Below are 12975 nucleotides of genomic sequence, written 5' to 3' on the forward strand. Positions count from 1 at the left end.
GGAACACAACCTCGGCCTGACCTGCGACCCCGTCGGCGGCCTCGTCCAGATCCCGTGCATCGAACGCAACGGCATGGCCGCCGTCAAGGCCATCACCGCCGCCCGCATGGCCCTGCGCGGCGACGGCCGGCACCACGTCTCCCTCGACAAGGTCATCAAGACCATGAAGGACACCGGCGCCGACATGTCCGTCAAGTACAAGGAGACCGCCCGCGGCGGCCTCGCCGTCAACATCATCGAGTGCTGAGCGGGTCGGCGAACGCGTCTGATCCAGCCGTCGGCACGAAGGCGACCGGGAGCGATGGCATGGGACGAGTCACCGAGCGTCGGCGTGTGCTGCGGATCCGGGACGGTGCTGTCGGTGCCCGGCCGGACACGCTGGTCGCCGAGGAACCGTTGGAGATCCGGCTCGGCGGCAGACCCCTGGCGATCACCATGCGGACGCCTGGTGACGACTTCGCGTTGGCGGCCGGTTTCCTGGTGAGTGAGGGCGTCCTCGGCCGGGCCGAGGAACTCGCGGGAATCGTCTACTGCGCGGGGGCGACGCGGGACGGATCGAACCCCTACAACGTCGTCGACGTGCGGCTCGCACCCGGCGTGGTGGTGCCCGACATCACGCTCGAGCGGAACGTGTACACCACCTCCTCCTGCGGTCTGTGCGGCAAGGCGAGCCTGGACGCCGTGCGGACCACCACCCGCTGGCCGATCGCCGACACTCCCCCGGTGCGGATCAGGCCGGATCTGCTGGCCGCTCTCCCCGACCGGCTGCGCGCCGCGCAGCGGGTGTTCGACCGGACAGGGGGCCTGCACGCCGCCGGGCTCTTCTCGGCGGAGGGCCAACTGCTGGACCTGCGGGAGGACGTGGGCCGGCACAACGCCGTCGACAAACTGGTCGGACGCGCACTCCAGTCCGATGCCCTGCCGTTGTCCCGGAGCATCCTGCTGGTGTCCGGGCGGGCGTCGTTCGAGCTGGCGCAGAAGGCGGTCATGGCGGGCATCCCGGTGCTGTCCGCGGTCTCGGCTCCGTCGTCCCTCGCCGTGGACCTGGCGGCGGAGACCGGGCTCACGCTCGTCGGCTTCCTGCGCGGCGCGTCCATGAACGTCTACGCGGGCGAGCATCGCCTGGTCCTGCCGTCGGCGCCGCCACGACCGTCGGATACCGCGCTCTCGGTCTCCTCCTCGCCCGGAGGCTCACAGCGAGCACGAGGAGGACGCACGAGGTGAGCCAGTACGTGCCCCAGCCCGGAGGGCTCCGCGACCGCACCGAAGCCGGCACCCGCGTCGGCCTGCCCCGGCTGCGACACCCGAGCGCCCGGCGCCGCCCCCGTCGCGTCGCGATGCTCAGCGTGCACACTTCACCGCTGCACCAGCCCGGCACCGGCGACGCGGGCGGGATGAACGTCTATGTCGTCGAGTTGGCCAGGCGCCTGGCCGCCGCGGGCGTCGAGGTGGAGATCTTCACCCGGGCCACCTCCGCCGCGCTTCCGCCCGTCGTCGATCTCGCGCCCGGCGTTCTCGTGCGGCATGTGGACGCGGGCCCTTACGAGGGCTCGGCCAAGGAAGACCTGCCCGCGCACCTGTGCGCCTTCACACACGGTCTGATGCGGACGTGGGCCGACCGGCACCCCGGGCACTACGACCTGCTCCACTCGCACTACTGGCTGTCCGGCCACGTCGGGCGGCTCGCCGCCGAGCGCTGGGGCGTCCCGCTCGTGCACACCATGCACACCATGGCCAAGGTCAAGAACGCCTCCCTCGCCGCAGGGGACAGACCCGAGCCGGCGGCCCGCGTGGCAGGCGAGACGCAGATCGTGGCGGACGCCGATCGGCTCATCGCCAATACCGGCACCGAGGCGGCCGAGCTGATCCGTCACTACGACGCCGACGCCGCGCGGGTCACCGTCGTCCACCCGGGCGTGAACCTTGACCGCTTCCGGCCGGACGCCTCCGGCGTCGAAGCCGGCCGGACGGCAGCCCGTGTGCGCCTCGGGCTGCCACCCGACGCGCTGGTCCCGCTGTTCGCGGGCCGCATTCAGCCCCTGAAGGCCCCGGACGTCCTGCTGCTCGCGGTCGCCCGGCTCCTTCAAGAGCGGCCACGGCTGCGCGAGCGGCTCGTCGTGCCGGTCGTGGGCGGCCCGAGCGGATCCGGCCTGGCCGAGCCGGAGAGCCTGCAGAAGCTGGCGGCACGGCTCGGCATCTGCGATGTGGTTCTGTTCCGCCCACCCGTCGAACAGGCTCAGCTCGTGGACTGGTACCGGGCGGCGTCCGTCCTCGTCATGCCGTCATACAGCGAGTCCTTCGGCCTGGTGGCCCTGGAGGCTCAGGCCTGCGGCACGCCGGTGATCGCGGCCGAGGTGGGCGGTCTGCCGGTGGCCGTTGGGAATGAGGTGAGCGGCGTGCTCGTGCCGGGTCACCACCCGGCCGACTACGCGCGGGCGCTGGGCCGCTTCGCCGACGATCCGGCGCTCTCGACCCGGATGGGAGAGGCGGCCGCCCGGCATGCCCGGTCCTTCGGCTGGGAGACGGCGGCCTCCGCGACCGTGGACGTGTACGCAAGGACGATGGACCAACGGCATTATTCACGCCCGCTGTTCTGAGCGGGCGGCTCACCTGACACCACTGACAGGATTCGAACGCACTGAGCGCTGTGGGAGCCCCTCAGGGGCTCCCACAGCATGGACCATGGCCATGGCCATCCACGTCGAGGGCGTTCAGACGCATTCCGTCGCCGCGTCGAGCGGCCAGTGCGCCGGACAGCCGACGAGCGCTTCGGCTCGGGGGTGCGCCACAGCCAGTCGGGGTGCTCGGGGAGTTCGGCGACGGGGGTGCGGGGCTTGTCGGACGTGTCCAGCCAGGGTGATGTTCAGGGGGTGTTCAGCGCGTTCATACGCTGTTCGCGTTCCTCTCGGCGGCCTCGACGACATTGGCGAGCAGCATGGCCCGCGTCATGGGTCCCACGCCTCCGGGCATGGGCGCGAGCCATCCGGCGACCTGGGCGGCCTCCGGGTGCACATCGCCGACCAGCCCGTTGTCGGTGCGGGTGATCCCGACGTCCAGGACCGCCGCGCCGGGGCGCAGCATGTCCTTGGTGATCAGCCCGGGCGAGCCGGCGGCCGCGACGACGATGTCCGCCTCGCGGACATGCCAGGCCAGGCCCTTGGTGCCGGTGTGGCACAGGGTGACGGTGGCGTTCTCGGAGCGCCGGGTGAGCAGCAGTCCGATGGGGCGGCCGACGGTGATGCCCCGGCCGATCACGCACACACGCGCTCCGGCGAGCGGCACCTCGTACCGGCGGAGCAGTTCGACGATGCCGCGTGGGGTGCACGGCAGCGGTGCCGCGACGCCGAGGACGAGTCGGCCGAGGTTGACGGGATGCAGGCCGTCGGCGTCCTTGGCCGGGTCCATGCGTTCCAGTACGGCGTTGGCGTCGAGGTGGCGCGGAAGCGGAAGCTGGACGATGTAGCCGGTGCAGGCCGGGTCGGCGTTGAGCTCGTCGATGACGTCCTCGACCTGCTGCTGGGTGGCGTCGGCGGGCAGTTCGCGGCGGAGGGAGGCGATGCCCACCTGCGCGCAGTCCCGGTGCTTTCCAGAGACGTAGGCGTGGCTTCCGGGATCGTCACCGACCAGGACGGTGCCGAGCCCGGGCGGGCCGCCGACAGCGGCGGTCAGCTTGGCCACGCGCTCGGCCAGTTCGCGGCGGATGTCGGCGGCGGTCGCCTTGCCGTCGAGCAGCTGTGCTTTCACCGGCGGTGTTCCTTCCCTCGAAGTCGACGCTGTGAGCTGGCCACGGAGGCGGGACATGGTCAGGCCGAACAGGGGTTCCTCGGCGACGACCGCCTCGACGCTCTGGTCGAAGTAGCCGATGTGCTCGGTTGTGCCGGAGGCGGCGAGCTCCGCGGGAGCCACGCGTAGGCGATGCCCTTGCTCACCACGCAGTCGCCGTCGTACACCGGCTCTTTGCTCGACGTACATCCCGCTCATCAGGCGACTGACATCTAACTGATATATAAGTGAAGTGAAGCTCGGTAGATCACACCTGTCAAGGGCCGCCGAGTCTTGCACGGCGGACGTCGGGCGCGGCCAGTCCGCCGCGCGAGGGGCGCCCGAGTGAAGTTCGACAGATTGCCCCTTGACCATAGAGGGCCTGCCATATAGCGTGCTTACGACTAGTATATCAGTTGCGTGTCACCTCGAGGGAGGTCATCATGGCAGAGGTCCCACCGCAGGCGAAATGCGTCGTGATCGGGTCCGGCATCGTCGGCAACAGCCTGGTCCACCACCTGGCCCGGCTCGGCTGGCGCGACATCGTGCAGATCGACAAGGGCCCGCTGCCCAACCCCGGTGGCTCCACCGGTCACGCCTCCAACTTCATCTTCCCCGTCGACCACTCCCGCGAGATCACCGACATCACGCTGGACTCGATGCGGCAGTACAAGGAGCTGGGCGTCTTCACCGAATCCGGCGGCTTCGAAATCGCGCGCACCGAGGAGCGCATGGAGGAGCTGCGCCGCCGGATGTCCAGCGCCAAGGCCTGGGGCATCGAGTCGCACCTGGTCGACCCCGCCTTCGTCAAGGAGAAGGTGCCGTTCATCGAGGCCGACCAGTTCATCGGCGCCTTCTGGACCCCGAGCGTCGGCGTCGTCGACTCCCTGCGCGCGGGCACGATCATGCGCGACGGCGCCATCGCGAGCGGCGCGCTGACGAGCGTGCCCAACGTCGAGGTGGTCGGCATGGACGTCGAGGACGGGCGGATCCGCCGGGTGCGCACGGACAAGGGCGACATCGAGGCCGAGTACGTCGTGATCGCCTGCGGCGTGTGGAGCCCGAAGATCGGCGACATGGCCGGCATCAGGATCCCGCTGACCCCCGCCGTCCACCAGATGATCTCCGTCGGCCCCTGCCCGCAGCTGAGCGGCCTGCCCGGCGAGATCAACTTCCCGATCGTCCGGGACATGGACACCTTCTGCTACGAGCGCCAGCACGGCGCGGACATGGAGGTGGGGTCCTACGCCCACCGGGCGATCCTGCACGAGCCGGAGGACATCCCGAGCATCGAGCAGTCCAAGCTCAGCCCCACCGAGATGCCGTTCACCTCCGACGACTTCGACCCGCAGCTGGAGCAGGCCTACGAGCTGATGCCCGAGTTGCTGGGTGCCGAGGGCGCGGAGATGCGGTACGCGATCAACGGCCTGCTGTCGCTGACCTGCGACGGCAACCCGATCCTCGGTGAGAGCGAGGTGAAGGGGCTGTGGACGGCGGCCGCGGTGTGGATCAAGGAGGGCCCTGGCGTCGGCCGCGCGGTCGCGGAGTGGATGACCCACGGCCACAGCGAGATCGACCTCTCGCACAGCGACATCGCCCGGTTCTACCCTCACCAGATGCGCCGCGAGCACACCCGGCTGCGCACCACCGAGTCGTTCATCAAGACCTACGGGATCGTCCACCCCGCCGAGCAGTACGAGTCCGACCGCGAGCAGCGGCTCTCCCCGATGCACGATTCGGAGAAGAAGCTCGGCGCGGCCTTCTTCGAGGCCGTCGGCTGGGAGCGGCCGCAGTGGTACGAGTCCAACGCCGACCTCCTCGAGGTGTACGGCGACCGCGTGATGCCGCGCGAGCACGAGTGGGACGCGCGCTGGTGGAGCCCGATCATCAACGCCGAGCACCTGCGGATGCGCGAGGCCGCGGGCGTGATCGACCTGACCGCCTTCGCGATCTTCGACATCACCGGTCCCGGCGCCCTGGACGCCGTACAGCGCACCTGCGTCGCCCAGTGCGACGTGCCGGTCGGCAAGGTGATCTACACCCCGGTACTCGACGGCAAGGGCGGGTTCCGCTCCGACCTCACCGTCATGCGCCTGGGCGACGACCACTTCCGGGTCGTCACCGGTGGCGCGCACGGCATGGCTGACAAGAAGTGGTTCGCCGACCAGCTCGGCGACGACGCGTCCCTGGAGGACCTCACCGACCGAGTCTCCACGATCGGACTGTGGGGCCCGCGGGCCCGCGACATCCTGTCGCAGCTGACCGATGCGGACGTGTCCCACGAGGGCTTCAAGTTCCTCAACTGCCGCGAGATCGACCTCGGCGGCATCACCGTGCTGGCCTCCCGGATCTCCTACGTCGGCGAGCTCGGCTGGGAGCTGTACGTCTCCTTCGACCAGGCCGCCGCGGTGTGGGACAAGCTGCTCGCGACGGGCGCGCCGTACGGCGCCCGCCCGGTCGGCATCGGCGTCTACGTGACCACCGGGCGGCTCGAGAAGGGCTACCGGGCCTTCGGCCACGAGCTCGACGCCGAGCGCACCATCATCGAGGCGGGCATGCAGCGGCCGAAGGTGAAGGGCGCCGACTTCATCGGCAAGGAGGCCTACCTCGCCCAGCGCGCAAGTGAGCCCGCGGCAGTGCTGTGCACGCTGGCCGTCGACGACCACGCCTCGGCGTCCGGGGTGAAGCGGTACATGCTCGGTGGCGAGCCGATCACCACCCGCTCAGGCGAGGCGCTCGTCGACGGGCACGGGCACCACCCCTACGTCACCGCCGCCGGCTCGGCCCCCTCGCTGGGCAAACACCTGCTGATGGCGTACCTGCCGCCCGAGCAGGCGCGGGTCGGCAACGAACTCGCGGTGTCCTACATGGAGGAGCTCTACCCCGTGACCGTGATCAGCCAGGACGCCACCCCGCCCTTCGACCCGGACAACGAGCGGATCCGCTGATGGCAGTGCTGTCGGTGCTCGGCACTGTCGAGGCCACGAGAGGTGAACGATGACGAACGTATTGGTCTGCATCAAGCGGGTCCCTGACTCCTCCGGTGAGGTCCTGCTCACTGACGACCAGCAGGGCGTCGACGGGAGGTACGTCGGCTTCACCGTGAGCAACCACGAGAGCTGTGCGGTCGAGCTGGCGGTCCGTACCGCCGAGGCGACCGGCGGTACGGTCACACTGCTGACGGTCGGCCCGTCCGAGGCCACCGAGCAGCTGCGGGACACGCTGGCGCTCGGCTGCCACGCCGCCGTACTCGTGGAGGCGGAGCCGGCCCGGCTGGGACCGGCCGACGTGGCCCGGGAGATCGCCCACGTCGTGCGCGAGAAGGAGGCCGCGGGCACGACGTACGACCTGGTCCTGCTCGGCAACGACGCCGCCGACAGCGGCGACTTCCAGGTGGGCATCCGGCTGGCCCACGCGCTCGGCCGGCCGGTGGTCAACGGCGTGTCGACGGTCGAGGTGGCTGACGGCAATCTGACCGCCCGCGGCGACGGCCCCGACGGTGAGGAGACCTACTCGCTGCCGCTGCCCGCGGTCGCCACCGTGCTTGAGGGCGGGGCGGAGCCGCGCTACCCGACGCTGAGGGGCCGGATGGCGGCCAAGAAGGTCGAGATAGAGACCCGGCCCCTGTCGGCCGAGCCCGCCGGAGCGAGCCGGGTGCGGCTGCTGCTGCCCCCGCCGGCGCCGTCGACGGTCGAGGTGCTGGGCGAGGGCACGGAGGCGGCCAAGGCGGTCGCGGACCTCTTTGAGAAGCTGGGGGTGACCCGATGATTCTGGTGCTGGTCGAGACCGAGAACGGCGCCGCGAGCGAGATCTCGCTGGAAACGCTCGCCTTCGCCCGGTCGCTGGCGGCCGAGGGCGGCGGCATCACCATCCGCGCGGTCGTGGTCGGCGAGGTCGAGGACCGCGACGCGATGGCAGCCGAGCTCGGCGCCCACGGCGCGGCCGAGGTCCACCAGGCGGTGGGCGAGGGGTTCGCGTCGTACTCCGGCGCCGCCTGGGCGGCGGCACTGCAGGCGATCCGCGAGTCGACCAACTCCGTCGTGGTCACCGCCGCGGGCTCGCCCCGGGGCAACGAGGTGCTGGCCCATCTGGCCGCCCGGCTCAGCGTGCCCATGGCCGCCAACGCGATCGCGTTCCACGGCCTGAAGCCGTTCGTGGTGACCCGGCAGGTGGTCGGCGGGGCGGCCCTGGAGGAGATGAAGCTCGACCAGCGGCCCGCGGTCTTCTCCGTCGCCGGCCACTCGTGGACCGCGTCGCCGGTGGCGGGCGCGTCGCCCGCCGCTTGGGTGGAGGTGACTCCGGAGGTGGCCGCGTCCGACCTCGTGGCGCGGGTCGTGGCGACAGGCACCAAGGAGGTCGACCACTCCGGCTCGCTGAAGTCCGCCAGGGTCGTCGTTGGTGCCGGGCGCGGAGCGGGTGGTCCTGACGGCTTCGGCGCGGTCGCCGAGCTCGCGGAGCTGCTCGGCGGCGTGGTCGGGGTGTCCCGGGTGGTCACCTCGCTGGGCTGGCGGCCCCACCACGAGCAGGTCGGCCAGACCGGCTCCCGGATCAGCCCGGACCTGTACATCCCCTGCGGGATCTCCGGTGCCATCCAGCACTGGGCCGGCTGCGCGTCGTCGAAGGCGATCCTCGCGATCAACACCGATCCCGAGGCGCCGATGATGACCAAGGCGAACTACGCCGTCGTGGGCGACATGCACGAGGTCCTCCCCGCGATCGTCGAAGAGCTCAAGTCGCGCGGGGTGACCGGGTGAGGCGCGCCACCGCTCCGCGGGCTGGGCCGATATGCGGCTCCGCCGCGGGGCCACGATTGGCCGTCGATCGTCTGCGGCTCCATCGTGGCTGGTCGCGCAGTTCCCCGCGCCCCTTCGGGGCGCGGCCGAACCGCGGCTGACTTCGGCAAGGCCGCTGAGAAGCAGCTCATCACTCTGGAGCGAGGCTGCGGCGCCCGCAAGGGATGCCGCAGCCTCCTCCGCACTGTCGACCATGGGGAAGTCGCCGAGACCGCCGTCGGCGACATCTGGCGTGACCGTTCCTGAGGAGCCCCCGATGCAGATCTTCGCCCTGGTGGCGTCGCTGGCGCTCACGCTGGCCGCCCTGTTCGTCCTGGTCCCCGCTGTCCGGAGCATGCTCCGGGTGATCCGGATGGGCCAGCCCGCGAGCCCGAGCCGCACCGACGATCCGGGCGCTCGTACGGTCACCATGCTCAAGGAGACCGTGCTGCACACCCGGATGCTCCAATGGACCTGGGTCGGCGTCATGCACTGGTTCGTCTTCGCGGCGTTCCTCTTCCTGAGCACCGCGGTGCTGGGCGCCTACTTCCAGCTGATCGACCCCGAGTGGGCGTGGCCGATCGTGGGCCACTGGTACCCCTTCGAGTGGTTCAGCGAGTTCATCGGCGCGCTGAGCACGGTCGGCATCATCTGGCTGATCCTCTACCGGCAGAAGCACCACCCCCGCAGCGAGGGCCGCGGGAGCCGGTTCTTCGGCTCGACGTTCTGGCAGGCCTACTTCGTGGAGTTCCTGGCCCTGCTCGAGGGTGCGGCGATCCTGTTCATCCGGGGCGCGGAGTTCCACCTCGCCGACCATGAGCACGCGACCCGCGCGCACTTCCCGCTCGCATCCTGGCTCGGTGACGCGCTCTACCCGGCCGGCCAGGGCGCGAACGAGAACCTCGTCTACTTCATCGCGTTCTTCAAGATCGCGCTGGCGATGGTCTGGCTGATCGTCATCGGCCGCAACCTGACCATGGGCATCGCCTGGCACCGGTTCACCGCCTGGTTCAACATCTGGTTCAAGCGTGAGTCTTCGGGCCGTACGGCGCTGGGCGCGGTCAAACCGCTCGCCGTCGGCGGCAAGACGGTCACCCTGGATGACATCGACGACCTCGACGAGGACGCCAGGCTCGGCGTCGGAGCGATCGAGGACTTCTCCTGGAAGGGCCTCCTCGACTTCACCACCTGCACCGAGTGCGGTCGCTGCCAGTCGCAGTGCCCGGCCTGGCACACGGAGAAGCCGCTCTCGCCGAAGCTGCTGATGATGGGCCTGCGTGAGCACACCTACCTCAAGGCCGCCGGCCAGGCCGGACACGCCGAGCGGGCACTGATCGGCAAGGGCGACGCGGGCGAGGGGTCCTACAACCCCGAGGGTGGCGACTTCGTCATCGACGAGGACGCGCTCTGGTCGTGCACGACGTGCGGTGCCTGCGTCGAGCAGTGCCCGGTCGACATCGAGCACGTCGACCACATCGTCGACATGCGCCGCTACCAGGTACTGATCGAGTCGAACTTCCCCTCCGAGCTCAACCAGCTCTTCAAGTCCCTTGAGACCAGGGGCAACCCCTGGAACATGTCGCCGAACGCGCGCATGGACTGGGCCAAGGGCCTGCCGTTCGAGGTCAAGGAGGTCGGTAAGGACCTGGAGTCGCTGGAGTCGGTCGACTGGCTGTTCTGGGTCGGCTGCGCCGGCGCCTACGAGGACCGGGGCAAGAAGACCTCCCGCGCGGTCGCCGAGCTGCTCCACATGGCCGGCGTTTCGTTCGGCGTACTCGGCAACCGCGAGACCTGCACCGGCGACTCGGCGCGCAGGGCCGGCAACGAGTTCGTCTTCCAGGGCCTGGCCCAGGAGAACGTCGAGACCTTCAAGGAGTTCAAGGTCAAGAAGGTCGTCGCGACCTGCGCCCACTGCTTCAACACACTGAAGAACGAGTACAAGGCCTTCGGTATCGAGCTCGAGGTCGTCCACCACACCCAACTGCTCAACCGGCTCGTGCGCGAGGGCAGGCTGACCCCGGTCGCCCCCGGAGACGGCGCGAACCAGCGGTCGATCACTTACCACGACCCGTGCTACCTCGGCCGGCACAACCAGGTCTACAGCCCGCCGCGCGAGCTGCTGCAGGTGCTGCCGGGCGCTTCGTACGTCGAGATGGAGCGCAACTCGGAGCGGTCCTTCTGCTGCGGGGCCGGCGGCGCCCGGATGTGGATGGAGGAGAGCCTCGGAGAGCGGATCAACATGAACCGCACCACGGAGGCCGTCGACACCGGTGCCGACCAGATCGTGGTCGGCTGCCCGTTCTGCCGGGTGATGCTCTCCGACGGAGTCACGGCGCTCCAGGCCAAGGCCGGGGCCCGCGAGGAGGTCGAGGTCCTCGACGTCGCACAGATGCTGCTCGCCTCGGTCAAGGGTGAGTCCGCGACCAAGGCGGAGAAGCCGCCCGCCGGTGCTCCCGCCGCCGCGGCTGCCCCGGCTGCCCCGGCTGCCGCTGCTCCTGCCGAGCCCGCCGCCTCCGGCGCCGCCGGGGCGTCGCTGTTCGACGAGGCCCCCGCCGAGCCACCCGCCAAGCCGGTCTCCGGCGGCTCACTGTTCGACGAGCCCACAGCCGAACCTGCCGCCCCCGCCGGCTCACTCTTCGACGAAGCACCCGCCAAGCCACCCACGAAACCGACCTCCGGCGGCTCACTGTTCGACGAGCCCACAGCCGAACCTGCCGCCCCCGCCGGCTCACTCTTCGACGAGCCCACAGCCGAACCTTCTCCCGCGCCGACCGCCCCGGGAGGGTCGCTCTTCGACATCCCGGCCGACGAGGCACCGGCGCCCGCGACCACCGGGACGCCGGAGCCGACAGCCGAAGCCACCGCGAAGGCCGCGCCGTCAGGATCCCTCTTCGACATCCAGGAGGAGCCGGCCACCCCCGGTCCTGAGCCGACTGCCGAGCCGGAGCCCGTGCAGGCCGCCCCGGCCGGCTCACTGTTCGACGAGGCACCCGCCGAGCCACCCGCCGACCCGGTCTCCAGCGGGTCGCTCTTCGACGTCCCGGAGGCGACGCCAGCGGCTCCGGCGCCGACCCCGGAGCCCATCGCTGCACCGGAGGCCGAGCCGGAGCAGCACGAGGCCCCGGAGGAGCCGAAGGGCCTCTTCGACGACTGATCACTCCGACCGACGAAAGACCGCGTGCACGCGTGCCCCCATGCCGGATTCCGGGCATGGGGGCATTGCTCTTCCACGGACCAGCACCAGCCGCCCGGTGCACCCGCGCAGATCGACCTCAGCCTGCTCCCAGTCGGACTTCTTCGCGCGCTCGGCAAGCTCGGCGGGGGTGGTCAGCCGGTCGCCCCTGGTGCGGGGCCGACCGCGTTTCCAGGTGCGCCGCGGCGCCGCTTCGTACAGCGCAGCGGGTGCGCGGCAGGGCGGCGCCGCACAGCGAGATGCAGGCGCCCACCCCGCGCGGGTGGAAGTCTCGGTCCGGCAGCCGGGCGGCGAACTCGCAGACGGTCAGAGCACGCCGCGGATCTCACGGGCAAAACTGGCGATGTGCTCGCGGGTGAGACGCTCGGCGCGGTCGGCGTCGCCGTCAGCGACGGCGTTGAGCAGGTCCGTGTGCTCGGTGACGTGGTGTGCGAGGTCAGGAAGCCGATCGATGACCAGGCACCAGATGCGGGTGGCCAGGTTGTCGTAGCGGATCAGCACGTCCTCGAGGTGTGGGTTGCCTGCCGCCTTGTAGATGAGCCGGTGCAGCGACATGTCCATCCGCATCATTGCGGTGCGATCACCGCGAGGGCTCTCAAGGCTCCTCACCTCGTCGGCCTTGGCTCGCAGCTCCTCGCGCATGGCGCTACTCGCATGGCCGGCGGCCCGCCGTGCCGCGAACGGCATGAGCTGCTCACGGATGTCGGAGATCGCGCCGAGCTCGGTCACGTCGATGATGGTGGCGAATGTGCCCCGGCGCGGGTAGGACACCACGAGATGGTCGGTCTCGAGTCGCTTGAGCGCCTCGCGAACGGGAGTGCGTCCGACGCCGATCTCCGCAGCAAGCTGGCTGTCGTTGATCGGCTCGCCGGGCCGGATGTCGAGCATGACCAATCGATCCTGAAGGCGCTCGTAGGCCAGGTCGGCCAATGACATCGGCGCCGAATCAGTCGCGGTGGAGACCTCGGAGCTGCTCATCTTTTCGGCCGTCTCTTCCTTCGCGCGGGGCTGTTGGCGTCAGCCTCTGACATACTTCAAATATATCAGCTCGCTGTGGTCGGCGTTGGCCAACACGTACGCGGAGGGCTACCCGGGCCGCCACACCATTCCTTCCTCGTCCAGCTGCTGTCAATGATGGCCTTCGCGTTCGCCGGCGCGGCGGGCGCGCCGCCGCTGGTGCACCCGCCTGCCCAGCGGGACGGTAATACGGCAATGCCCGGGGGGCGGAGCGCACGTGTGCGCTCCGCC

7 protein-coding genes and 2 pseudogenes are annotated in these 12975 nt (G+C 70.4%); 7 read left to right on the forward strand and 2 right to left on the reverse strand.

Annotation, left to right across the window (positions count from 1 at the left end):
• The 3 genes and pseudogenes from FGD71_RS36395 to mshA all read left to right on the forward strand — a co-directional run.
• The coding region (locus FGD71_RS36395; RefSeq protein ID WP_181359345.1) for an L-serine ammonia-lyase, iron-sulfur-dependent, subunit alpha at positions 1-247 on the forward strand (247 nt) is incomplete at its 5' end.
• Between the two features lie 59 nt (positions 248-306).
• Positions 307-1140: pseudogene (gene fdhD / locus FGD71_RS36400) on the forward strand (formate dehydrogenase accessory sulfurtransferase FdhD); the annotation flags it as partial.
• A gap of 80 nt (positions 1141-1220) precedes the next feature.
• The gene (gene mshA, locus FGD71_RS36405; protein WP_181359346.1) at positions 1221-2597 is read left to right on the forward strand and encodes a D-inositol-3-phosphate glycosyltransferase; all 1377 of its coding nucleotides are present in this window, start codon (positions 1221-1223) and stop codon (positions 2595-2597) included.
• Between the two features lie 286 nt (positions 2598-2883).
• On the opposite strand, the gene FGD71_RS36410 is transcribed toward mshA, so the two are convergent.
• On the reverse strand, positions 2884-3744 hold the full coding sequence (locus FGD71_RS36410) for a bifunctional methylenetetrahydrofolate dehydrogenase/methenyltetrahydrofolate cyclohydrolase (protein WP_119104825.1): 861 nt from the start codon (positions 3742-3744) through the stop codon (positions 2884-2886).
• Positions 3745-4205: 461 nt separating this feature from the next.
• On the opposite strand from FGD71_RS36410, the gene FGD71_RS36415 reads away from it, so the two are divergent.
• The 4 genes and pseudogenes from FGD71_RS36415 to FGD71_RS36430 all read left to right on the forward strand — a co-directional run.
• A complete protein-coding gene (locus tag FGD71_RS36415) occupies positions 4206-6710 on the forward strand; it encodes a GcvT family protein (protein ID WP_119104819.1) in 2505 nt (834 codons plus the stop codon).
• Positions 6711-6759: 49 nt separating this feature from the next.
• Positions 6760-7530, forward strand: coding sequence for an electron transfer flavoprotein subunit beta/FixA family protein (locus FGD71_RS36420; RefSeq protein ID WP_119104820.1), 771 nt, complete (start codon positions 6760-6762; stop codon positions 7528-7530).
• Positions 7527-8516: an electron transfer flavoprotein subunit alpha/FixB family protein gene (locus tag FGD71_RS36425; RefSeq protein ID WP_119104821.1), complete on the forward strand. Its 990-nt coding sequence runs from the start codon at positions 7527-7529 to the stop codon at positions 8514-8516. The genes FGD71_RS36420 and FGD71_RS36425 overlap by 4 nt, the downstream gene beginning before the upstream one ends.
• Positions 8517-8811: 295 nt before the next feature.
• A pseudogene (locus FGD71_RS36430) lies at positions 8812-10989 on the forward strand ((Fe-S)-binding protein); the annotation flags it as partial.
• A gap of 1044 nt (positions 10990-12033) precedes the next feature.
• Here FGD71_RS36430 and FGD71_RS36435 read toward each other — a convergent pair.
• Positions 12034-12705 carry a GntR family transcriptional regulator gene (locus FGD71_RS36435; RefSeq protein WP_119104823.1) on the reverse strand — a complete coding sequence of 224 codons (672 nt, stop codon included), beginning with the start codon at positions 12703-12705 and terminating at the stop codon, positions 12034-12036.
• Positions 12706-12975 lie beyond the last annotated feature (270 nt).

The sequence above is a fragment of the Streptomyces sporangiiformans genome, from assembly GCF_005768555.2.
Taxonomy (GTDB): domain Bacteria; phylum Actinomycetota; class Actinomycetes; order Streptomycetales; family Streptomycetaceae; genus Streptomyces; species Streptomyces sporangiiformans.

Bases quoted from the DNA above. Each gene is read 5' to 3' on its own strand.
- FGD71_RS36415 (WP_119104819.1), top strand. From the start codon at position 4,206: ATGGCAGAGGTCCCACCGCAGGCGAAATGCGTCGTGATCGGGTCCGGC.
- FGD71_RS36420 (WP_119104820.1), top strand. From the start codon at position 6,760: ATGACGAACGTATTGGTCTGCATCAAGCGGGTCCCTGACTCCTCCGGT.
- FGD71_RS36425 (WP_119104821.1), top strand. From the start codon at position 7,527: ATGATTCTGGTGCTGGTCGAGACCGAGAACGGCGCCGCGAGCGAGATC.
- FGD71_RS36435 (WP_119104823.1), bottom strand. From the start codon at position 12,705: ATGAGCAGCTCCGAGGTCTCCACCGCGACTGATTCGGCGCCGATGTCA.